The sequence below is a fragment of the Mucilaginibacter sp. P25 genome (assembly GCF_050859465.1).
Classification (GTDB): domain Bacteria; phylum Bacteroidota; class Bacteroidia; order Sphingobacteriales; family Sphingobacteriaceae; genus Mucilaginibacter; species Mucilaginibacter gossypii.
The window spans coordinates 5,558,906-5,580,508 of the sequence record NZ_CP193937.1; the positions used below are offsets into that span (position 1 = coordinate 5,558,906).

The 21,603-nt window shown below is 42.7% G+C and carries 21 protein-coding genes, 1 other RNA gene and 1 pseudogene; 14 read left to right on the forward strand and 9 right to left on the reverse strand.

From position 1 onward, the window contains the following. Window positions 1-422 precede the first annotated feature (422 nt). The 7 genes and pseudogenes from ACRQ5D_RS27980 to dinB form a co-directional block, all read right to left on the reverse strand. Window positions 423-1,640 (reverse strand): hypothetical protein, encoded by a 1,218-nt coding sequence (locus tag ACRQ5D_RS27980; RefSeq protein ID WP_432327319.1) that lies wholly within the window; start codon window positions 1,638-1,640, stop codon window positions 423-425. Further along, the gene (locus ACRQ5D_RS27985; RefSeq protein WP_431198506.1) at window positions 1,622-2,470 is read right to left on the reverse strand and encodes a hypothetical protein; all 849 of its coding nucleotides are present in this window, start codon (window positions 2,468-2,470) and stop codon (window positions 1,622-1,624) included. The genes ACRQ5D_RS27980 and ACRQ5D_RS27985 overlap by 19 nt, the downstream gene beginning before the upstream one ends. Before the next feature lie 998 nt (window positions 2,471-3,468). Continuing rightward, window positions 3,469-3,843 carry a LytR/AlgR family response regulator transcription factor gene (locus ACRQ5D_RS27990; protein WP_432329897.1) on the reverse strand — a complete coding sequence of 125 codons (375 nt, stop codon included), beginning with the start codon at window positions 3,841-3,843 and terminating at the stop codon, window positions 3,469-3,471. A 3-nt stretch (window positions 3,844-3,846) separates the two neighbouring features. Then, a pseudogene (locus ACRQ5D_RS27995) lies at window positions 3,847-4,080 on the reverse strand (LytR/AlgR family response regulator transcription factor); the annotation flags it as partial. An 89-nt stretch (window positions 4,081-4,169) separates the two neighbouring features. Further along, the gene (locus ACRQ5D_RS28000) at window positions 4,170-5,213 is read right to left on the reverse strand and encodes a sensor histidine kinase (protein ID WP_091162687.1); all 1,044 of its coding nucleotides are present in this window, start codon (window positions 5,211-5,213) and stop codon (window positions 4,170-4,172) included. Between the two features lie 9 nt (window positions 5,214-5,222). Next, window positions 5,223-6,446: an acyltransferase family protein gene (locus ACRQ5D_RS28005; RefSeq protein WP_432327321.1), complete on the reverse strand. Its 1,224-nt coding sequence runs from the start codon at window positions 6,444-6,446 to the stop codon at window positions 5,223-5,225. A gap of 312 nt (window positions 6,447-6,758) precedes the next feature. Then, a complete protein-coding gene (gene dinB / locus ACRQ5D_RS28010) occupies window positions 6,759-7,943 on the reverse strand; it encodes a DNA polymerase IV (protein WP_091162685.1) in 1,185 nt (394 codons plus the stop codon). 75 nt (window positions 7,944-8,018) lie between these two features. Between dinB and ACRQ5D_RS28015 the strand changes: the two genes are divergently transcribed. The 12 genes from ACRQ5D_RS28015 (at window position 8,019) to ACRQ5D_RS28070 (ending at window position 17,080) form a co-directional block, all read left to right on the forward strand. Further along, window positions 8,019-8,402, forward strand: a complete 384-nt coding sequence (locus ACRQ5D_RS28015; RefSeq protein WP_431198507.1) for a 2'-5' RNA ligase family protein — start codon at window positions 8,019-8,021, stop codon at window positions 8,400-8,402. Further along, window positions 8,395-8,637 carry a hypothetical protein gene (locus ACRQ5D_RS28020; protein ID WP_431198508.1) on the forward strand — a complete coding sequence of 81 codons (243 nt, stop codon included), beginning with the start codon at window positions 8,395-8,397 and terminating at the stop codon, window positions 8,635-8,637. The genes ACRQ5D_RS28015 and ACRQ5D_RS28020 overlap by 8 nt, the downstream gene beginning before the upstream one ends. A gap of 12 nt (window positions 8,638-8,649) precedes the next feature. After that, the gene (locus ACRQ5D_RS28025) at window positions 8,650-9,279 is read left to right on the forward strand and encodes a hypothetical protein (protein WP_091162683.1); all 630 of its coding nucleotides are present in this window, start codon (window positions 8,650-8,652) and stop codon (window positions 9,277-9,279) included. Between the two features lie 44 nt (window positions 9,280-9,323). After that, an RNA gene (gene ffs, locus ACRQ5D_RS28030) (signal recognition particle sRNA small type) lies at window positions 9,324-9,422 on the forward strand. 86 nt (window positions 9,423-9,508) lie between these two features. Then, window positions 9,509-10,465 carry a YpdA family putative bacillithiol disulfide reductase gene (locus ACRQ5D_RS28035; RefSeq protein WP_091162682.1) on the forward strand — a complete coding sequence of 319 codons (957 nt, stop codon included), beginning with the start codon at window positions 9,509-9,511 and terminating at the stop codon, window positions 10,463-10,465. 432 nt (window positions 10,466-10,897) lie between these two features. After that, window positions 10,898-11,542 (forward strand): N-acetyltransferase, encoded by a 645-nt coding sequence (locus ACRQ5D_RS28040; protein ID WP_090527097.1) that lies wholly within the window; start codon window positions 10,898-10,900, stop codon window positions 11,540-11,542. 104 nt (window positions 11,543-11,646) lie between these two features. Continuing rightward, window positions 11,647-12,843 carry an argininosuccinate synthase gene (argG, locus tag ACRQ5D_RS28045; protein WP_091162681.1) on the forward strand — a complete coding sequence of 399 codons (1,197 nt, stop codon included), beginning with the start codon at window positions 11,647-11,649 and terminating at the stop codon, window positions 12,841-12,843. After that, a complete protein-coding gene (locus tag ACRQ5D_RS28050) occupies window positions 12,836-13,189 on the forward strand; it encodes a cupin domain-containing protein (RefSeq protein ID WP_091162680.1) in 354 nt (117 codons plus the stop codon). Before argG ends, ACRQ5D_RS28050 begins: the two co-directional genes overlap by 8 nt. Beyond that, window positions 13,167-14,165 carry an N-acetyl-gamma-glutamyl-phosphate reductase gene (gene argC / locus ACRQ5D_RS28055; protein ID WP_091162679.1) on the forward strand — a complete coding sequence of 333 codons (999 nt, stop codon included), beginning with the start codon at window positions 13,167-13,169 and terminating at the stop codon, window positions 14,163-14,165. Before ACRQ5D_RS28050 ends, argC begins: the two co-directional genes overlap by 23 nt. A 69-nt stretch (window positions 14,166-14,234) precedes the next feature. Then, window positions 14,235-15,362, forward strand: a complete 1,128-nt coding sequence (locus tag ACRQ5D_RS28060; protein ID WP_091162678.1) for an aspartate aminotransferase family protein — start codon at window positions 14,235-14,237, stop codon at window positions 15,360-15,362. A 78-nt stretch (window positions 15,363-15,440) separates the two neighbouring features. Further along, the gene (locus ACRQ5D_RS28065; RefSeq protein ID WP_091162677.1) at window positions 15,441-16,388 is read left to right on the forward strand and encodes an N-acetylornithine carbamoyltransferase; all 948 of its coding nucleotides are present in this window, start codon (window positions 15,441-15,443) and stop codon (window positions 16,386-16,388) included. 83 nt (window positions 16,389-16,471) lie between these two features. Next, window positions 16,472-17,080 (forward strand): FMN-binding negative transcriptional regulator, encoded by a 609-nt coding sequence (locus ACRQ5D_RS28070; RefSeq protein WP_431198509.1) that lies wholly within the window; start codon window positions 16,472-16,474, stop codon window positions 17,078-17,080. 42 nt (window positions 17,081-17,122) lie between these two features. On the opposite strand, the gene ACRQ5D_RS28075 is transcribed toward ACRQ5D_RS28070, so the two are convergent. Together ACRQ5D_RS28075 and ACRQ5D_RS28080 are read right to left on the reverse strand one after the other, a co-directional pair. After that, window positions 17,123-18,370 carry a cation:proton antiporter gene (locus ACRQ5D_RS28075; protein WP_432327326.1) on the reverse strand — a complete coding sequence of 416 codons (1,248 nt, stop codon included), beginning with the start codon at window positions 18,368-18,370 and terminating at the stop codon, window positions 17,123-17,125. A gap of 42 nt (window positions 18,371-18,412) precedes the next feature. Beyond that, complete coding sequence (locus ACRQ5D_RS28080; RefSeq protein WP_143020676.1) at window positions 18,413-19,711, reverse strand: NAD(P)/FAD-dependent oxidoreductase; 1,299 nt, start codon at window positions 19,709-19,711, stop codon at window positions 18,413-18,415. Between the two features lie 204 nt (window positions 19,712-19,915). On the opposite strand from ACRQ5D_RS28080, the gene argB reads away from it, so the two are divergent. After that, window positions 19,916-20,761, forward strand: a complete 846-nt coding sequence (gene argB / locus ACRQ5D_RS28085; RefSeq protein WP_091162674.1) for an acetylglutamate kinase — start codon at window positions 19,916-19,918, stop codon at window positions 20,759-20,761. Then, window positions 20,758-21,576 (forward strand): pyrroline-5-carboxylate reductase, encoded by an 819-nt coding sequence (gene proC / locus ACRQ5D_RS28090; RefSeq protein ID WP_090527080.1) that lies wholly within the window; start codon window positions 20,758-20,760, stop codon window positions 21,574-21,576. The genes argB and proC overlap by 4 nt, the downstream gene beginning before the upstream one ends. The last annotated feature ends 27 nt before the right edge of the window (window positions 21,577-21,603 follow it).

A 21,603-nucleotide genomic window follows, 5' to 3' on the forward strand; every position in this document is an offset into this window, starting at 1 on the left:
TTTATGATATAATTGTAAAAAAGTGCCTGTCCCAAAATCGCCGTTCTCCATAAAAAAATGAAATCATGCAGACTCCGTTTTTTAACTGTTCCATTTTTTGAGTGTAAAAACATGAAACACATTGAAAATTAAACACACTGATAATCAATAATTTAATATTCCACCCGAAACACCACTAATAGCTGATAATCAAAGAATAAAACTTTTGAGAATAAAAACATGCGTTTCAAAAAGCACTTTCTTTACCCCCGCTTTTGGGTGATTTTTTGGTTGTTTTTCTGATTTTTTTCCTAAAACTTAAAATTGACCGAAAGGTGCTGACAGAACGCCGCCACCAAAAAATGCGGTTAATTTAGCTAAAGCTGAAGGCTTTTAACATACTCAACCACCGGTTACGCTGCGCTAAACCCGCGGCAGCTATTTTAAAATCTAAACCCAATAGATATATAAGGCAACGAGCCTTCTTTTGAAAAGCCCATTACGGCTTCAATCAGCACCAATTGCGCTGGAATAATATACAAACCGCCGCCATACCCATCGTGCCACCTGTCCGATGATTCGCCGGGGACCCATACCCTGCCTATATCATTAAAACCGATTAAACCCAATGAGCCCGGCAACAGGTATGAAGTAAAATCCAATACTTTTAACCGCATCTCCAGGTTGTTATAGGCTATAGTACGACCGGTAAACCTGTTGGTATGAAAGCCGCGGAAGTTTTGCGCCCCGCCTAATTTCATCTGCTGAAAATATGCTGCATTACCTACCGTAGTACCTAACCCGGTGCGGTTAGCAATTACCAATACCGAGTCCTTGTCGGGATTTAAATAGAAACTAAACTCCGATAACACCTGGCCGTAAGTATTGTGACTTCCCGAGCCGCCGCCGCTAAAGCCGCTTACAGTGGTTGTCCATAAAATGCCTTGTGTTGGGATGATCAGTTTATTCCGCGTATCAACCGTTGCATTAGCTGTTAAGCCGCCGTAGACCTTAGTGCCAAATACCTTCTCATCCGGAAACGCGGCATTATAGCCATTCAAAAATCTTTCGGTGTTGTTGGAGGCTTTGCTGTTGTAAAACTGCCCTGCAACGCCGGCGCTCACGTGTAGGTTTCCAAAACTGCTGTGCAGGGAAACGTCGCCGGTAACATAGTCGTAGCGATTACGATAATAGGAGATCTTCCTGTCGTCCTTATTCTCAAAAACAGTGTTATTTCCTATTCCGAAAAAATTGCTGAGGTTGCTTGGCCCGCGCGAAAGCAGGTTAATCTTCAGGTCGTTTTCACCGACGGCTTTTTTCCAGTCGGCGGTATAGGTAAACAAAAATGATTTACGCCCCAGTGAATAATTGGTCAAAAATTCTTCGCGGAAAGCATAGGGTTCCTTGCGAAACCCGTGCCGCTCGTATGAGAAACCTCCAATCAACAAAATGCCAATATCATTACTGTAATTAGCCAGGATAATAGGCTCAAACCTGTCGAACTTAAAGGCAGTTTTATCATAGCTATTTACCGCCGTGTCTGTTGATGTACGGTTTTTAGCCAGCGATGAAGGAGGAAGTACATTTTTTTGATCCGAACGATCATAAATATAGGTTTTGCCTTTATTATTTAAACTGCTGTCTACAGCAAACGTATCCATGCCCTGCCCCCTATCATCCGCACAGTTATGGGTGATGGCGTTGAGCCCGTCACCTTAAATAAATCATCGCCATCAAAACCATACATCCTGATCTCTTTGGTAACATCGGGTTTAAAAGTACGCTGGTAGGTAACCTTATCAACGCTGCCGTCTTTCTTTATCTTATTTATAGTAAGCGTGATGTCACCATTAGTTTCATGAGCCACAGTAAATTTGTCCGTTTTATCACTCGCTGGTACATCTACATATGTGGAGATGAATTTATAATATTCGAGTGCCTGTTTTTGCAGGATGTTGCGCCTCGCTATCATTTTGCTGATGATCTCAGGCCCCGAAAGTTTGTAGATGGTATCGGGCATTAAATGCACCGCTTTTTTGATCAGGTCATCGGTCAGTTTGTTTTGTACATAGGCTATCTGTTCTTTCCAGTCGTCTTCGCTCAACTGGTTCAGGAAATAGCGGTCGAAATAGCGGGCATTGAAATTCCATCCATTGATATCCCTGATCTCGTCACTATAACCCTGAAATTTTGATTTAAGCCATTGATGTGCTACTATCCAGGGCAATACGCCCGAAGTTTTATAGTACACCTGGTCACGGTCGCGCGGAACGGGTTCATATACGGTTTCATGTTTTCCATCTATTTTTTCCCAGCGCCATTGGTCTTCGTGCCTGTCCCAATCGCCCAAAAGCATATCAAGCAAGCGGGCACGCAGCACAATCTTTTGGTCAACACGGTTATCATTGTCATCCTGCAGTTTGCGTTGTACCTTTTCGGTATTATCCGTTTTTTCGGCATCGAGCGGCTCACGCTCTTCAAATAAAAACACCTGATTAGCAAAATCCTTTTGATACTCACCAAAAGCAGGATCATCGGGTACATAAAAAATTTTAGGATTAGAATGCGGAACCCCAAGCGCTTCGGCCAGCGGCGGTACTGTGAGTGCCGAGAATGGATGTGCGGCCGATACCTGATCTTGCAGGATATCTTTGGCTACCGTTGGCCGCAGATCAACAGGCAGACCTTTTTCAGGATACTTTTGAATGGTGCGCAGTACCCATTGCTGGCCGGTAGGATCCTGCAGGCGTAATGATTTTGTTTGCTTCCCCCGCCTCTTTGCAGTATTTTAAGTCCACCCTTTTCGGCGGTAAGGTGAAATACCGGCAAGGTGACGGGTGCCGCCCAAAGCTTGCGGTAATTATCGCCTAAAAAAATTGGTGGGTACCGCTTACATTATTATAAGATGGCTCAATGGCCAGTTTAATACTATCGGCAGGGGTTTGAGCATATGAAATATTGCCGGCTAAGCACAAGCCTGCCGTTAAAAAAAGGATAAAGCGTTGAACAGTTTTTTGCCGCCCATGAGGTTTTGTAAGTAATGCGTCAGTAGAATAATGCATATTACAAAATAGTTTTAATTATACACAGGGAAATTACTTTAAAATGCATGGTGAGCAGCTGTTTAAAAAAACAGAATATTCATTGCCGTTGGTTTTAACCAACGGAATAAAAAGCTAAAAAGTCTTGGCTTCAGCCTAATTATGCAAGCGAATTTGGGCTGAAGCCCTCATGTTGCTACTCATTATTCCGTTGGTTAAAACCAACGGCAATGAAGTTTTATCTACCTCTAAACGATATTCTTCAAGCTTTGACAGTTTCTAAGAAGAATCGAACAAATAAAAACTCCCGCACTATTTTTCCGAATTAACCTAATTACACTAATTTCAAATTTACGCCATTGAAAAATTCGTGTAATTCGATTAATTGAGACAAGTATGAAAAACAATTCGCGTAGAAATTTCTGATCCTATTGTTAAAACTTGATTACTATCTGCCCTGATTAATCAACGCATGCATCACCTGCTCTTTAAGCTGCCTGCTGATTGGCACCTCAAATGTGCCTATATGCAGCATATTTCCTTCTATCGATGTAATTTTATTATTGGCTACAATGTATGACTTATGGGTTTGCATGAATTTACGTGGAGGCAGTTTTTCGGCAAAGGCCCGCAGGGTACTGTGGGTTATAATCTTACGCGCCGGGGTATAAACCTCAACATAGTTTTCCATGCCTTTAATGAACAACACTTCGTCAAAAATTATCTTCTCGAGCTTACCATTGCTTTTAACAAACAGATAATCTACACTATCTGTATTGTTCCTCAAATCAAAGTAATCCTTAGCTTTAAAGGCTGCCTTCATAAAACGCTCAAAAGGTATAGGTTTAAGGAGATAGTCGAGCACATCCAGGTCGAAACCATCAGTAGCATATTCTTTAAAAGCAGTAGTGAAAATCACTTTTGGCGGGTTGGGCAGCGAACGAATAAATTCAACGCCGGTTAAATGCGGCATCTGGATATCCAGGAACAGCAGGTCTACAGGTTGCTGCGCTAACAACGCTCCTAATTCCATAGCATCTTCACATTGCGCTTTCAGGTCGAAAAAGCCAGCTTTTTTAACATAGCCTTCAGGCCCTTACGGGCAAAGGGTTCATCGTCGGTAATAATGCAGCTGATTAATGCCATCTTCTAAATATTCAATTCAAGTATTGCTGTATAATGATCTTCTTCGCGGCCAGCAGTTAGTTTATGTTTATCCGGATAAAGCAATTGCAGCCTGCGGCTTAAGTTTTCCAAACCAATACCGCTGTAATTATCGGGGGCTTTCATATTCGCGGGTACATCATTATAAACTTTAAAAACAAATCTATTGTCAATAATGCAGCCTTCAATGGCTATTTTATATTCACCACCTATATATTTAAAGGCGTTTTCAACCAGTGGAAGCAAAAGCAGCGGAAAGATGAGCTGATCCGTTAAACATCCTTCAAAATTAACACTGAGCTGCATTTTGCTGCTCGCCCTGATCTGCTGCAGGCGGATATAATTTTCAAGATACTCCAGCTCCTGCTTAACGGGCACTTGCTGGTGTTGGTCATAAAGCTGATAGCGCAACAGGCTCGATAGTAACTCGGTACTCTTTTTTGCGCCGGGCACATCTTCATCCATCTGGAAATAAATAGTATTCAGGGCATTAAATAAAAAATGCGGATGATATTGAGCTTTTAGAAACTTCAATTCAGTTTCCAGCTGGTCGTTGGTTAACTTTTCCAGTTGCATCTTATTATTTACATAAGCCTTTAGCCAGGTACTGCTACGTGCAATTCCATAATAAACAATAGCGTACAAAGTGGGGATCATGTTAATATCAGCCACATCTGCCCAGGGTATTAGCTCATCTATGCCCTGGCTTACGTGCAGAGCCATGACCATCGGAACAAATACGACGTTCACTAATATCAAATTTGCTCCCACCAATATGGCCAACTCCCTAACTACAGCCCCGTAGGATAGCTGTACCGTCCGGTGCCTGTCATAGTACTTAAAAAGCCGTTCAAAAATATAGATTGCCAAATAGCCAACCAATATTGAACAGGCCATTTCAATGCCATTAACATAAAAATCTCTTTCCCAAAAATGCTGACCAATGTCAGTATCATGCAATAGCCTGATGGTAAAATAAACCAGTAGGCCATACAGTGCCGGAAAAATGTACTTCCTGAAAAATTTCATATCAGCAAATTACAAATTTAAGGCAGAAAGAATAGGTTCGGGTTTTGTCTCTACTATCTCCCGGATCGGCACAGTTTTGAGTTTTTCCTTTGGTTTCATACCGAATAAAAACCGGGTTAAAGCATAAGGGCGTACTAACAAATGATAGGTAAGCACCGTTACAAAAAAGGTAATACCCACCGTATAAATATATTTTGATAGGATGCTTTCATTTTGCGTTTGCACAATATAATAGGCAATTAATACAATAACGGTTTGGTGCAATATGTAAAACGGATATACCGCCTGGTTTAAATAATTGAGCGCGTTATGAGGCTTATTTAAATAATGTTTGCCATAGCCAACCAGCGCCAACACCCATCCCCAGGCAATAATTGGGCGCAATGCGGTAAAAGCATAGGAGAATGCGATATTTTGAAAAGGCCAGTGGGGATGCAAGGGTTCGATACCGTTCCAGCGCATTACTTCCCATGTCATCAGGCTTAAAAAACCGATGGTTAAAGCAAAACGGCGGTTGCGCTCAAGGCTATCCATCAGTTTAGATTGAAGGATACAGATAAAACCTGCCAGGAGGAACAATAACCAGTAAACAGAGTAACTGCCATCATGGATCAGGTCGTTGGTTTCGGGCAGGTCCCAACTGGTGAAGGTAAACCAAAGGATTCCGGGCAGCATTAATAGGTAAACCCATTTCCCCCGGGCCAAAATGGCAAGCTTTTGTTTAAAACCATTGCTTTTGGGCGAGATCATCCAGGCAAATAAAGGCGCGAAGATGAGGTCATAAAGAAACAGATAGGCAATAAACCAAAGATGGTGCCAGCTGAAATTGCCTTTGGGATATGGCTGAAAGTTAAATGTACTGGGATAAAAATCCAGGAATGAGCCTTTGTAGCCATTGGCCAATCGTTCCATGTAAATTTGCGGTGGCACAATGATGAACATGCCCACCAAAAGCGGAATAAAAAGACGGCGGAAACGCAAACCGATGAAACTGAGTGTAGAGCGCCGCTGCATCATGTAGTAACTCACGGTACCTGAAATAAAAAAGAGCAGCGGCATGCGAAAAAGGTGCAAAAAGTGATTTGATTCCATCATCAGGTTGCTGGTTTCGTGGTTTTTGATGTGCCAGCCATCCTCAGCAACAAAAGGCATTGCCGAATGAAAAAATAACACCCCCAATATGGATAAGATCCTCAACCAATCGAGGTAGGTTTGACGTTGTGTGGTTTCCATGATTTCTTTTTTATCAAAAGAAGTCACAACCTACCGCCCCATAAAATTACTTTGACCAATGGTAAAAAGCCTTTGACCATTGGTTGAAAACAAGAACATTTCCCACGGCGGCCAGAGGCCGCGTGATAGTTGCCACCCGGCTGGAGCCGAGCGGCGGCGGAGTTTATCCGCTATTTCAAAGGAACAAGCGAGGCGATGAAACCCCTCCCTACACCCTCCCAAGGGAGGGAATCGCACAATCCGGCGCTTTTTCAAATAATCAACTCGTCACAAAAAGATCAACGTAATCAACGCAATCAAAACAGTCAACGGTCAGCCGCGCATAAACGGATTAAAATTCCTTGTACCAATTTCCATCCCTGCCGCCCGGCAGATGGTTTTATCGCCGAACTTGAAATTGATCTGGTCCATGGCCTGGTAAAGTTTGATGCGTTCCTCATTATCCTCAAACAGGTTGATCTGGTAACTGCCCGTACAAAGATCACTCAACCGCACACCTATCAACCTGATGGGCCGGTGCTGGTCCCAGGCCATTTTAAGCAGGTTTTTTACACCGGGAATCAGGATGTGTTCTGCCGCCGTAAGTGCTATTTTTTGCTGTTGGGTATGGGTTTCAAAATTACCGTATCGCAACTTAATAGCCATGCATGATGAAAGCTTATTTTCCCGTCGTAGTTTGGATGACAGCTCTTCGGTCATGGATACTAAAGTAGTTTCAAGTGTGCGGTGATCAGACACATTAGTATGGAAAGTATGCTCGGTGCTGATGGATTTCCTGTCGGAATGCGGAACGATTTCGCTATGATCGATACCATTGGCTTTTTCCCAAAGCGAATGCCCGTATTTACCAAAAACTGTTTCCAGGAAACGGATATTGGTACGTTGCAGATCACCTATTTTTTCGATGCCGTATTGATATAACTTATTGCGGGTACTTTCGCCCAGGCCGGGTATCTTACCAATGTTAAGCGGCGCCAGGAACTTCAGCTCATCACCATGCTTTACAAACATTTGTCCGTTAGGCTTGGCCTGGTTAGTGGCCATTTTGGCTATCGTTTTACCCGATGCCATACCGAAGGATATAGGCAGGCCCGTTTCTTTAATTACTTTCTGCCTAAGTTTGGTGGCTTCATGGTAACAATCAAAAAAACGGTCCATACCGGTGTAATCAATGTAAAACTCATCAACCGATGTTTTTTGATACAGGGGTACCGTATCGTGAATGATCTGCGTAACCTCGCGTGAGGCTTCGCCATAGCGCCCGTGCGAACCGCGAATAAGAATGGCATGCGGACAAAGCTTTAAAGCTTGCCGGGTAGGCATAGCCGAATGCACACCAAAAGCCCTCGCCTCATAACTGCAGGAAGCCACAACTCCCCTTTCGGCCGAGCCCCCTATGATCACAGGCTTACCGATCAGTTCAGGATGAAACTTCCGCTCTACTGAAACGAAGAACGAATCAAGATCGATATGAACAATATAACGTTTAGCTTCCACATACCAAAAATGCTAACATTTTTTGTATTTTGCTAATTTTATTAGCATATTTGACATATAGAAATTGTGAAGCAAATGAGTATATATGAAGACTACCTGCTGTTATTATCGCCTCCCGACACGGTGAAGCATGAGATTGCGCGTTACAAAAAGGCATCGGCGAGGCTTATTGGCAGTTACCAAAGCATGGATTCGCCTGCTCATATCTCTATACAACACCTGGAGAGGCAAAAGCCCTTTATGGCCGATAAAAACCTGGAATTGATGGAACAGGCCCTGAATACCATGCCACCGGTATTGCTGCATATGGATGGTTTTTATCATTTTACCCACTTGCACAGCCGCATGACCATTTATGCCAACATCCGCGCAACACCCGCTACCGACGAATGGTTTAACACCTTAAAAAGAAGCTGCGCATTAAAAAAATCTTATCCCACATGTAACGGTTGTGCGTGATATTGCCGAAAAAGATTTCGACACACTTTGGCCGCATTTTAAGCATAAAAAATTGGTGGAGCCTTTTTGGATCAAAGAACTTACCATATTGAAACGCGATACACTTGACGCCTTTGCCAAATGGGATAAGTTTAAAACTTTTGAATTTAAAAACATGACCGGCCCCGGCTATACCCGCGATGAACTGGAACTACTTAAAGCCGGCGACCCTGATCAGATCAATTTATTCATTTAAAATTTAACAATCATGGACTACGCATTTTATCATTTTATCCTCCCGATACCTGATCATGTAGATGTTATGATCCGGAAATTAAAAAGCGAAGCAAAACGTGTTATCGGTAATTATCCCAGCATGCATGCCCGGTCGCATATCACCATAAACAATTATCCGCGCAAACCGCTTGATGTAGACGTTCAGGGCTTCTCGTTTTTGAGCCGTAAACTTAGTTTGCTGCCTCCCGTTGTTTTTGAAACAGATGGATTTGATTGCTTTAATGAGAGTAATGACTATAACAAAACCATTTTTGCCAGGCTTAAGCTCACCGAACAAAATAAATATTGGATTAAACTATTGAAGGGTATTGTTGGCGATAGCAGTACCATACCTCATATTACCATAGCAAGGGCCATAACGCCCGAACAATTTAACCTGCTTTGGCCCTATTTTCAAAAAAGGGAAATGAAGGTAAAATTTGTTGTGAACCGGCTTACTATTTTAAAAAATTTGTTGCTTGATCTCGACCAACATGCCAAAACTTATCGGGAATTTGAATTTCGGGGAGATGAAAACGTGTTAACGAAGTATGATAACCTGGCAATAGCAAGGCAAATTAAAAATTATCCATCTATAAATCAACAGATAAGCCTTTTTTAACATTTTCTTAACCATAAACGCTACCTTTTTCTATATTTGCGCCGGGGTAAGTCTTTTACGGCCAGCTCCTCTTGAACTCCCCCAGGGTGGGAACACAGCAAGGGTAGAGAGTTGAGCGGCGCGATAAAAGTAGCTTACCCTTTTTTATTTTCTTATTTTTGCCGCACCGGCAAAAATGCCCCGAACCTGCACAGGTTCATGATTTCTTAAATTTCATAAAGTACATCAAATGCTTGATATATTTATTATTGGCGGTGGCCCGATAGGTTTAGCTTGCGGACTTGCTGCTCAAAAAGCCGGTTTAAGTTTCGTAATTGTCGAAAAAGGCACGCTTGTAAATTCATTGTACAACTATCCCGCTACCATGACGTTTTTCTCCACATCTGAGAAATTGGAGATCGGCGGCGTTCCCTTTGTTACTGTACATAACAAGCCTACCCGCAATGATGCTTTGGAATATTATCGCCGCGTAGCACTTTCAAATAACTTGCCCATTCATCTTTTTGAAGAAGTTACTGAAGTAAAGCCGGAAAATGGCTTTTACACCATCACCACAAAAAAGGCAACCTACCAGGCTAAAAACGTGATCCTTTCAACCGGCTTTTATGATATCGCGGTAAATCTTGATATCCCCGGCGAAAACCTTCCCAAAGTAAAACACTACTACCAAGACCCTCATTATTATACCCTGCAAAAAGTGGTGGTAGTTGGCTCAAGCAACTCGGCCATTGATGTGGCCCTGGAAACCTACCGTAAAGGTGCCGAGGTAACACTGGTGATCCGCGGCAGCGAGGTAAGCAACCGGGTTAAATATTGGGTAAGGCCGGATATTATTAACCGCATCAAAGAAGGAAGCATTAAAGCCTATTTCAATTCAAACCTCGAAGCCATCCGCGAAAATGAAGTCGATATTCAAACCCCGGAAGGCTTGATCACCATTCCCAACGATTTTGTAATGGCGATGACGGGCTACAAGCCCAATTTTGAGTTCCTGAAAAAGCTCGGTATTATTCTTTCTGAAGATAAATTTATTCCGCAATACAACCCCGAAACCATGGAAACAAATATGCCTGGTTTATACCTTGCAGGTGTGGTTTGCGGCGGCCTTGATACCCATCTTTGGTTCATCGAAAACTCGCGCATTCACGCTGATATGATCATCAATGATATTGTTGAAAAGAAATGAATGGTTGATTGGGTTGATTAGGTGAATGGTTATTGCTGTAAATCTGCGAGTTACAACAACAAACCAACCACTCGTTCAATAAACTTAATCAACCATTCACCAACCAACAAATAATCACATTTTTTTCTTGTATAAATAAAATTTTATAGCCTAATTTGCAGCAAATTAAAAACACAGTAATTCAACAAAAAAATGAATACACCAAGCTTAAATAAGCCCGCTACAAGAGCAAATTTTGCTCCGGTTGCTGCTGCCTTGGGTTCAACTGTTTTTTTAAACTGCCCTCTCCGACGAAGGACCTACATGCCACGGGTTTGAATTAATTTTTCTCCTGTCCACACAAAAAGAGTTTTTTAAACGTCTTTTTAAAAAAACCATCTAATTATTTAAGGCTTATAAAGCCAATTAATTTCACGGTAATTATCTATTTAAATGACAATACAAGATTTTGATATTCAGGTTGCTACTGCACAGCATGTAGATTATGCCACTATGATTTGCGATGAGATGGCCGAATCGGCCAAGGCGCGCGGAACTGGTATAGCTACACGCTCGCCCGAATACGTTGCTAATAAAATGCTGGAAGGCAAGGCTGTTATAGCCCTGCATAAAGACGGTACCTGGGCCGGTTTCTGCTATATTGAAACCTGGAGCCATGGCGACTTTGTTGCTAACTCGGGACTTATTGTTAATCCGCAGTTCCGTAAGGCGGGATTGGCAAAAGCCATCAAACACCGAATTTTCCAGTTATCGCGTACCAAATACCCTAATGCCAAAATATTTGGGTTAACAACCGGTTTGGCGGTAATGAAGATCAACTCGGAGCTTGGTTACGAGCCCGTTACCTATTCAGAACTAACCCAGGACGAAAACTTTTGGGCCGGCTGCAAAAGCTGCGTAAACTTTGACATTTTAACCAGCAAAAACCGCAAAAACTGCATGTGCACCGCCATGCTTTTTGATCCTGCCGAAAAACAAAAGGAATACGAGGAGAAAATGCAGCGCATTACGCACAAAGCGACTTTGCTTGAGCGTATTGAGAACGCCATAAAGAAACGTATAAAACATGATGTTTAGGATTTAGGTAAAAGGTTAACACCTGTAAATTAATAAAACAGATCACCATAATTGATAAGTAAAGCTTTAAGCCTTGTGCCTTTAGCTTTAAGCTCACCAAAAACATGAAGAAAAAAGTAGTATTAGCTTATAGCGGAGGTTTAGATACCTCTTTTTGCTGTATTTATTTAACACAGGACCTTGGTTATGAGGTTCACTCGGTTATTGTAAATACCGGCGGTTTTAGCGAGGAAGAGTTAAAAGGCGTTGAAGAACGCGCTTATAAAATGGGCGTTACTTCTCACCATGTGGTTGATGAAACCGAAAACTTTTACAATACCTGCGTACGCTTTTTAATTTACGGCAATGTATTAAAAAACAACACCTATCCGCTATCGGTAAGCGCCGAGCGCGTAAGCCAGGCTACAGCTATTGCTAACTACGCTAAAGAAATTGGTGCTGAATTTGTTGCCCATGGCAGTACAGGCGCAGGTAATGACCAGGTGCGTTTCGACATGATCTTTAACATCCTTGTACCTGAAGTAAAGATCATCACCCCTATCCGCGACCTGAAACTAAGCCGCGAAGAAGAGATAGAATACCTGAAAAAACATGGTGTTGATATGAACTTCGAGAAAGCCAAATACTCTATCAACAAAGGGATCTGGGGTACATCAGTAGGTGGTAAAGAAACTTTGACTTCAAACCTTGGCCTGCCAGAAGAAGCATGGCCTACACAGGTAACTGCTTCTGAAGTAAAAGATCTTGTGCTTACTTTTGAAAAAGGCGAGTTGGTAGCCATCGGTGATGAAAAATACGATCATCCAACAAAAGCTATCCAGGCCTTACAGGCTATTGCTCAGCCTTATGGCATTGGCAGGGATATTCACGTTGGTGATACCATTATCGGTATTAAAGGCCGTGTAGGCTTTGAGGCCGCCGCTCCTATGGTGATTATTAAAGCTCACCATACTTTAGAGAAACATGTGCTAACCAAATGGCAGCTTTCATGGAAAGATCAGTTATCATCTTTCTATGGCAACTGGCTGCATGAAGGTCAGTTTCATGACCCGATCATGCGCAATATCGAGGCCTTTTTAACCGATACTCAGAAAAACGTTACAGGTAAAGTATTTGTTCAGTTGCACCCATATCGCTTCCAGGTGGTAGGCATTGAATCACCATACGATCTGATGTCGAACAAGTTTGGCAGCTACGGCGAAATGAACAACGCCTGGAGCGGCGAAGACGTTAAAGGGTTCTCCAAAATATTTGGTAACCAGGTAATGATCTATCATAAAGTAAACAGCCAAAATGATTAATACGGCGTTTTCAAAAGGTGACTGCTTAAAGCACTATAACTGGGGCGATGATTGTCATGGCTGGACTTTCATTGATACAGACGCGTTATCTGTTAAACAGGAGTTAATGCCACCAGACACTGCCGAACAATTGCATTACCACGAGAAAGCCACGCAGGTATTTTTTATTTTAAAGGGCCGTGCTACATTTTCGATAGACGGCGAGGTTACGGTATTGAAGCCCGAACAGGGTATCGAGATCCATCCGGGTCAAAAGCATTTCATCAGCAATAACGACCGGAGCGACCTCGAGTTTATTTTATATTCATATCCATCTACAAATAATGACAGAATTGAAATCAAATAAGGTGCGTGCAGGCATAATTGGCGGAGCAGGGTACACCGGTGGCGAAATGCTCCGGATCCTGATCAACCATCCTCACGTGGAGATAGCTTTTGTTCATAGCAACAGCAACTCGGGTAACTATGTTTACCAGGTACATACCGACCTGTTTGGTGATACCGATCTGAAATTCGCTGCCGAATTATCTACAGATATTGACGTGTTATTCCTTTGCGTTGGTCACGGTGACGCCAAAAAGTTCCTGGAAGCAAACGTTATCCCCGATTCGGTTAAGATCATTGACTTAAGCCAGGATTTCAGGCTGAACCAAAACTCAACATTAAACGGTAAAAGCTTTGTTTACGGCTTGCCGGAGTTAAACCGTGAGGCTATTAAAACAGCCTCTAATATTGCTAACCCCGGTTGCTTTGCTACCTGTTTGCAATTGGGTTTACTTCCACTGGCTTCAAAAGGTTTGCTAAACAACGAAGTACACGTTACTGCTACAACAGGTTCAACCGGTGCAGGACAAAGTTTATCGCCGACCTCACACTTTACCTGGCGTAATGATAACCTTTCTGTTTACAAAGCATTCAGTCACCAGCATTTAAATGAGATCGGTCAGTCGTTAAGGCAGTTGCAAGCCGGTTTTGATAAGGCTATCAACTTTATTCCTTACCGTGGCGACTTTACCCGAGGCATTATTGCTTCAATTTATACTGAGAGCGATTTGAGCGAGGAAGAAGCATTAGCACTTTACCAAAGCTGCTACGATGGGCATCCTTTTACGCATGTCACCAATCGCAATATTGATTTAAAGCAAATTGTAAACACCAATAAATGCTTTATCCAGGTAAAAAAACACGACAACAAAATATTCATTATCAGCATAATGGACAACTTACTTAAGGGCGCTTCCGGCCAGGCAGTACAGAACATGAACTTATTGTTCGGGCTGGACGAACGCGCAGGCTTACGACTTAAGGCGATCGGCTTTTAGAAGAGCTGCTCGCCGAATTCTGAAAGTTCTGTTATTAATTAAGTACTAAATTTTTATACCATTTAAGAAATGAAATTATTTGATGTTTATCCTATAAATCCAATTAATATAGTTAGGGGCCAGGGCAGTTTAGTTTATGACGCTCACGATACTGAATACCTTGACATGTATGGTGGCCACGCCGTAATTTCTATCGGTCATACCCATCCAAACTACGTAAAACGTTTAGAAGATCAATTGCATAAACTTGGCTTTTATTCTAATTCTATCGAGATTCCTATTCAAAAAGAGTTAGCTCAAAAGTTGGGAAAAGTTTCAGGCAAGGAAGATTACCAGTTATTTCTGTGCAACTCCGGTGCCGAGGCTAATGAGAATGCTTTAAAACTGGCTTCTTTTTACAATGGAAAAAAGAAAGTAATTGCATTCAGCAAATCGTTCCACGGCCGTACCTCATTGGCTGTGGCGGTTACTGACAACCCGAAGATCGTCGCTCCTATCAACGAAACTGATAACGTGATTTTTTTGCCATGGGCCGATGAAGCAGCGCTGGAAGAAGCATTCAAAAACAACGAAATCACTTCAGTAATTATCGAAGGTATTCAGGGTGTTGGTGGTATCCAGGTTGCACCAGAGGGCTTCCTGCAAAAGATTCGCTCACTGTGCGATGAATATAATGCAGTATTCATTGCCGATTCTGTACAATGCGGTTACGGCCGTACAGGTAAATTCTTTTCGCATGATTTTGCCGGTGTTAATGCTGATATCTACAGTATGGCTAAAGGCATGGGTAATGGTTTCCCTGTGGGAGGTATCATCATTTCGCCTAAAATACAGCCGGTATATGGCATGTTAGGTACTACTTTTGGTGGGAACCATCTGGCTTGCGCTGCAGGTTTAGCCGTTCTTGAAACTATGGAACAGGATAACCTGTTGCAAAATGCTGCTGAAGTTGGCGGCTACTTAATAAAGGAGCTTAACAAGCTGGAACAGGTTAAAGAAGTTCGTGGCCGTGGTTTAATGATCGGTATAGAATTGCCCGAAGAATTGGCCCATGCCCGTAAAGAACTGTTAAACAAGCACCATATATTTACTGGTGAAGCTAAACCAAACGTGATCAGGTTATTACCTGCTTTGAACTTAACTAAAGCTCATGCCGATAGGTTCCTGGAAGCTTTTGTAAATGTATTGAATCAATAGACGCCCCTCTAAATCTCCCCTAAAGGGGAGACTTAAAAAAATAGATGACAGAAAACACACCAATTAATTGTAAAGTTCATGAAACTATTCTCTTCTGTTAATGATGTTGCTGATGTTAACGCACTTGTAAAAGAGGCATTGGCGCTTAAGCAGGATCCCTTTGCCCACCAAAAGCTTGGTAAAAATAAAACACTTGCATTAGTGTTTTTAAATCCAAGTTTACGTACCCGAATGAGTACACAAAAAGCTGCTATCAATTTGGGCATGAATGTAATGGTGCTCAATATCGATAAAGAAGGCTGGGCACTTGAACTGCGCGACGGCGTGATCATGGATGGCACTACTGTTGAGCATATCCGTGAAGCCGCAGGCGTTATGGGCCAATACGCTGATATTATTGGCGTTCGTTCGTTCCCTGGCTTAAGGAACCGTGAGGAAGATTACAGCGAAATGATTTTCAATAAGTTTGTTGAATTTTGCAAAGTGCCGGTTGTGAGCCTGGAATCAGCTACCCGCCACCCGCTGCAAAGTTTGGCCGACTTGATCACTATTGAAGAGCTGAAAACAACAGCGCGTCCTAAAGTGGTTTTAACCTGGGCGCCGCATATCAAACCTTTGCCGCAGGCTGTTCCTAACTCATTCTCGGAGTGGATGTGCAAGGCGGATGTCGACTTTACTATCGTGCAGCCTAAAGGATATGAGCTTTGTACCGATTTTACCCAGGGTGCAAATATCTCTTATGATCAGGATGAGGCTTTAGCCGGCGCGGATTTCATCTACGTAAAAAACTGGTCGGCGTATGAGCCTTATGGCAATATATTAGGCAAACACGAAGAGTGGATGCTTACTAACAAAAAGCTGGAGCAAACCAACAATGCCAAAGTAATGCATTGCTTACCGGTGCGCCGTAACCTGGAGCTCTCTGACGAAATATTAGACGGGCCAAACTCAATCGTTGTACACGAAGCCGGCAACCGTGTTTGGGCTGCGCAAGCTGTGCTCAAACAGATGCTGGAAAGTTTGTAAGTAATTGTTGTTCATATAAAAGCAAGAATCAAAGCAAATCTGTCTTGGTTCTTGCTTCTTCTCGTCTTAAATCTTTCCTCCCGATGTATACGCCAAAACATTTCCAGTTAACGAATGAGCAGGAAGCAATCAGCTTTATGCAGCGCTATAGCTTTGCAACAATTGTAACAGCTACTGATAACGTTCCGTTTGCTACGCATCTTCCCTTCCTGGTAAGCAAACGCGATGATAAAATTGTTTTGTCGTCTCATTTCGCCAAGGCCAACCCGCAGGCTGCTGAAATTATTGGAAAGGAAATATTGGTGATCTTTACTGAGCCTCACGCTTATATCTCACCCAAACATTACGAAAAGGGAACCAACGTACCTACCTGGAATTATATCGCGGTACACGCTTACGGCAAAGCAACAATCCTGCCTGAAGGCGAACAAACAGCCAAGCTGTTAGCACAGATGATCGGTAATTATGAGGCCGATTATCTTACCCAATGGAACAATTTACCAGACGAATATAAGCAACGGATGATGAAAGGTATAGTAGCCTTCGAAATCATAGTTGACGACCTGCAAGGCAAACAAAAACTTAGTCAAAACCGTAGCGAAACGGAACGGGAAAACATCATCAATGCATTAGGCAAAAGTACGGACACTACTGAAGCGGAGATTGGCAAATACATGTCGCGTCTTAAATAATATCCTACCGGGTTACGCTGCACCAAACCCGCGCAGCATGGTTTATTCTTCTATCTTTTTAGAAGCGCTGTTTATCATTCTGTTCAACGTCAATCCCTGAACTATTACCGAAAATATCACAATAAAATAACTGCCGGACAAAATCAGGTGCCGGTATGGCGTATTGGGTAAAGACAACGCAAGGGCTATAGATATAGCCCCGCGCAGACCGGCCCAGGTCATAATGTTGATATTGCTATAGTTCACTTTAAGAGTATGCCTTAAAAACGTTAGCGGCAGCATAATACTCAGCCAACGGGCTATTAAAACTGTAACTATAGAAAGGCTTCCCGTTACCCAGTAATTATTTACAAAAGGCAGGTTAACCAGTTGCAAGCCAATCATTACAAATAAAATGGTGTTCAGTATCTCATCAACCAGCTTCCAGAATTTCTCCAGCGCCTCGTGCGAACGTTCTTTATTATCCTGGTTAATAGATTGGCTCCCGGCAAACAGTCCAGCTGTAACAACTGATAATGGAATTGAAAAATCAAGCAAAACGGCCAATACGGATAAACCCATTACTAAGGCCAGCGAGATCAATACGATAGTTTGAAAATCCTTAACCGAGCGCATCAACCGGTGAGCGACATAACCTAAAATTCCCCCGGCTACTATCCCGCCAATAATTTCTTTAACAATAAGCGCTACAACCTTAGCCAGTTCAATTTTCTCTTCTCCTACCCGCGCCACCTCCAGGATGATCACAAACAGGATCAGCCCTATCCCATCATTAAAAAGCGATTCGCCCGAAATAATGGTTTCAAGATTGGCAGGTAACTTTGAATTACGGATAATGGCTGCAACCGCCACCGGATCGGTGGGTGAAATCAAAGCGCCGAACAACAGGCTATAGATCAGCGGCATATGGATATGAAAAAACGGGGCTACATAAAATAACAGGCATCCAAACACCGCAGTCGAAATAACAACCCCCAATGTGCTTAGTACAAATACGGGGCGCATTTCTCTCTTCAGCTTCCGGCCATCTAAGTTAAATGAGCTTGAAAAAAGCAGGAAACCAAGCAGCACATTCAATACCGCTTTTGAAAAGTTGATATTTTTGGCAAGTGTACCCAGGTAATCCGCTATCGACGAATCAATCTTATCTACAATAAGTATGGTGATAGAAGTAATGGTTGCCAGCAGCACAATGCCAATAGTGCCCGGCAGCTTAATAAAGCGGGCGTTAAGGTACGAAAATATCGCGCTGACAATAACCAGCAAAGCTATTACAACAAACAGATCCATAAATACTTACAAGTAAGGATTTAAAAGGATTATTGTTTGTTTTTATCTCGATTCGGGATCCGTCATTCGGGTTTCGGTATCAAAATAGCGTACGATGAGTCGGTTGTCGCTATTTTTGGTAAAATAGTTGATGGCCCAGCTAAAAAATATGATACCCTTATTGGTAAAGCCTGCAAGCGACATGATGTGTACAAATCCCCACACCAGCCAGGCAAAAAATCCCTGGAAATGAATTTTCCCCAAGTCGGCCACCGCTTTATTTCGGCCTATGGTTGCAAGCGAACCCTTGTCCTTGTATTTAAATGGCACCAACGGTTTACGGTCAAACATTCGGTACACGTTCTCACCCAGATTTTGTCCCTGCTGGATAGCTACCGGTGCAACACCCGGATGCCCGTTTGGATATTCATCCGTAATCATGGCAGCTACATCACCTATTGCATAAATATTTTCGTAACCTTTTACCTTGTTAAATTCATCAACCAGGATGCGGTTACCCCGCGCTATATTATCGGCAGAAATACCTTCAGGAAATTCCCCCTTTACTCCTGCCGCCCAAAGTACATTACGGGTTAACAGCGATGTGCCGTTATCTATCTTGAGTTCATAGCCATTATAGCTTTCCACGTGTGCGCTGTTATAAATGGTTACGTCCATATCCTGCAAAAACCTTTTCGCCTTGGCCCTCGCCCCCGGCGAAAACGCGGCCAGCAGTTCCGCTTTACCCTCAACAAGGTAAACACTCATGCTGTGTTTGCGCAAACCATGATAATCCTTCATTAATATCAGCTCGCGCATTTCGGCGAGTGCACCAGATAGCTCCACGCCGGTTGGCCCTCCTCCTACAACCACAAAGGTCATTAGCGCCGCTTTTTCTTCCGGATCTTTAGATACGAGCGACATTTCGAGGTTTTGCAGGATCAGGCTCCTTAAGTTTAATGCCTCAGGGATATTCTTCATCGGCATAGCAAAATGCTCTATCTCTTTGTTACCAAAAAAGTTGGTATTGGAGCCGGTAGCTATAGCAAGGTAATCGTAATAAATGGTACCGATGTCAGTATCAAGCGTATTAGTTTCGGGGTTGATCTTTTGCACCTCAGCAAGTGCGAATCGAAAATTCTTTTGCCTGGTAAAGATCCGGCGCAATGGAAAGCCAATTGAATCGGCAGCTATGGAGCCTCCTGCTACCTGGTACAACAAAGGCTGAAACGTGTGATAATTATGCTTGTCAATCATCAGTACATCAACGGGCGCATCTTTTAGTTTTTTAGCTAAATGGATCCCGCCAAATCCTCCGCCTATAATTGCCACCCGCGGCCTGGTATTCTTTTTTTGCTCCATAGATAGTTATAAGCAAGGATAATGCCTTAAAGTTTTCCAATATTACTAATTCTTTCATAATCAAATTGTAAACTTAAACTGCAAGTCCCATTATTCATTTTTAAATCAATTTTTGAAAAAACACGCTATATTTTCGTAATTTTAACAGTTTTCCGCTTAAAAAAGTGGAAATTTGGCACTAAAAGAGTTATATTAACAGCTGGAATGAATAAAATTGATACAGATCATATCAAAACGGGTAAATTACCATCAAAGAAGAGCCTTTATATAATCAAAATAGGTGGAAACGTTATTGATAACTCTGAAAACCTATATCATTTTTTAAAGGACTTTGAAGCGCTCGACGGCCTGAAGATCCTGGTACACGGCGGTGGAAAAGTGGCCACACAAATGGCCGAAGATTTAGGTATTGAATCGAAAATGGTTGATGGCAGGCGCATCACTGATATTGAAACGCTGAGGGTGGTCACCATGGTTTATGGAGGCCTCATCAATAAAAATATTGTAGCCCAGTTGCAGCGTTTTGGCAACAACGCCATAGGCCTGACCGGTGCCGATGGCAACTTTATTAAAGCGGTTAAACGGCCGGTAAAAACTATTGACTATGGTTTTGTGGGCGATATTGTTAAAGACTCTATCAACCCCGAAAATATAAGCCGGTTGATGGAAGCAGGCTTTACCCCCGTTTTCTGTGCTATAACGCATGACGGCGAAGGGCAGCTGCTAAATACAAATGCAGATACCATTGCTTCGGCATTGGCGGTATCGTTATCGGGATTATATGAAACCACCCTCATATACTGCTTTGAAAAAAAGGGTGTGCTAAAGGATATTAATGACGAAGAATCGCTGATCAGGGAAATTAACCCGCAGCACTACGAGGAACTAAAAGTGGAAAGGATAATACACAGTGGTATGCTACCTAAACTTGACAACGCTTTTACCGCAATTGCTTGTGGTGTGAAGGCAGTAATTATTGGCAAATCAGATGATCTGGGCCAATTGAAAGATAACAAACCATTTGGAACACGTTTAACAAAAAGCGCATGAACGCACAACAGCACATTTCAATATTAGGCTCCGGTAACATAGGGCTTTCATTAGCCAAAGGTTTGGTTAAAAAGGGTATTTGTAAACCCCAGCAAATATCATTAACCCGTCGTAACGTAGCTGCGCTGGCTCAATATGCCGAGCAGGGGTACCATGTGTCAGACAATAACCTGCGTGCCGTGCGCAAAGCCGATATTATTGTGCTGGCCGTACTGCCGCAACAACTCAATAAACTGTTAGACGAAATCAAACCTTCGTTAAAGCCGGATAAGCAATTATTGATCTCAGTTATCTCTGGCGTTAGCTGTGCCGATATCCGCCAGCACCTTGACCTAAATGTACAGGTGATCAGGGCAATGCCGAACACCGCGATTGCGATAGGCCACTCCATGACCTGTATCGCTACAGATAACGGCACCAATAAAAATATCAACATGACCAAATCATTGTTTGATACGGTTGGTGTAACTATCCAGATCAATGAAGAATTGATGACCTCGGCCACAGCTCTTTGTGCCTGTGGTATCGCTTTCTTTTTAAGGTCGATCCGCGCTGCTTCACAAGGCGGAACAGAGATTGGCTTTCATGCGCATGACGCCTTAAAGATGGCAGCCCAAACAGCCAAGGGAGCGGCCGACTTGTTACTACAACTGGCATCGCACCCCGAGCAGGAAATTGATAAGGTAACCTCGCCAAGCGGCTGTACTATTGCCGGCTTAAATGAAATGGAGCACCACGGTTTCAGTTCGGCCATGATCAAAGGCATCCGTCTGTCGGCCGAAAAAGCAGGTGATTTGTATAAAAAGGACAGTTAGTTTAAGCAGAAAGCTTAATGCCGAAGG

Excerpts from the sequence above, each read along its gene's own strand:
- ACRQ5D_RS27990 (WP_432329897.1), bottom strand. The coding sequence starts at position 3,843 with ATGAAGGCAGCCTTTAAAGCTAAGGATTACTTTGATTTGAGGAACAAT.
- ACRQ5D_RS28065 (WP_091162677.1), top strand. The coding sequence starts at position 15,441 with ATGAAACTATTCTCTTCTGTTAATGATGTTGCTGATGTTAACGCACTT.
- ACRQ5D_RS28000 (WP_091162687.1), bottom strand. The coding sequence starts at position 5,213 with ATGAAATTTTTCAGGAAGTACATTTTTCCGGCACTGTATGGCCTACTG.
- ACRQ5D_RS28035 (WP_091162682.1), top strand. The coding sequence starts at position 9,509 with ATGCTTGATATATTTATTATTGGCGGTGGCCCGATAGGTTTAGCTTGC.
- argG (WP_091162681.1), top strand. The coding sequence starts at position 11,647 with ATGAAGAAAAAAGTAGTATTAGCTTATAGCGGAGGTTTAGATACCTCT.
- argC (WP_091162679.1), top strand. The coding sequence starts at position 13,167 with ATGACAGAATTGAAATCAAATAAGGTGCGTGCAGGCATAATTGGCGGA.
- proC (WP_090527080.1), top strand. The coding sequence starts at position 20,758 with ATGAACGCACAACAGCACATTTCAATATTAGGCTCCGGTAACATAGGG.
- ACRQ5D_RS28075 (WP_432327326.1), bottom strand. The coding sequence starts at position 18,370 with ATGGATCTGTTTGTTGTAATAGCTTTGCTGGTTATTGTCAGCGCGATA.
- ACRQ5D_RS28040 (WP_090527097.1), top strand. The coding sequence starts at position 10,898 with ATGACAATACAAGATTTTGATATTCAGGTTGCTACTGCACAGCATGTA.
- ACRQ5D_RS28060 (WP_091162678.1), top strand. The coding sequence starts at position 14,235 with ATGAAATTATTTGATGTTTATCCTATAAATCCAATTAATATAGTTAGG.
- ACRQ5D_RS27980 (WP_432327319.1), bottom strand. The coding sequence starts at position 1,640 with ATGGATACGTTTGCTGTAGACAGCAGTTTAAATAATAAAGGCAAAACC.
- argB (WP_091162674.1), top strand. The coding sequence starts at position 19,916 with ATGAATAAAATTGATACAGATCATATCAAAACGGGTAAATTACCATCA.
- ACRQ5D_RS28080 (WP_143020676.1), bottom strand. The coding sequence starts at position 19,711 with ATGGAGCAAAAAAAGAATACCAGGCCGCGGGTGGCAATTATAGGCGGA.
- ACRQ5D_RS28050 (WP_091162680.1), top strand. The coding sequence starts at position 12,836 with ATGATTAATACGGCGTTTTCAAAAGGTGACTGCTTAAAGCACTATAAC.
- ACRQ5D_RS28025 (WP_091162683.1), top strand. The coding sequence starts at position 8,650 with ATGGACTACGCATTTTATCATTTTATCCTCCCGATACCTGATCATGTA.
- ACRQ5D_RS28015 (WP_431198507.1), top strand. The coding sequence starts at position 8,019 with ATGAGTATATATGAAGACTACCTGCTGTTATTATCGCCTCCCGACACG.
- ACRQ5D_RS28070 (WP_431198509.1), top strand. The coding sequence starts at position 16,472 with ATGTATACGCCAAAACATTTCCAGTTAACGAATGAGCAGGAAGCAATC.
- ACRQ5D_RS28005 (WP_432327321.1), bottom strand. The coding sequence starts at position 6,446 with ATGGAAACCACACAACGTCAAACCTACCTCGATTGGTTGAGGATCTTA.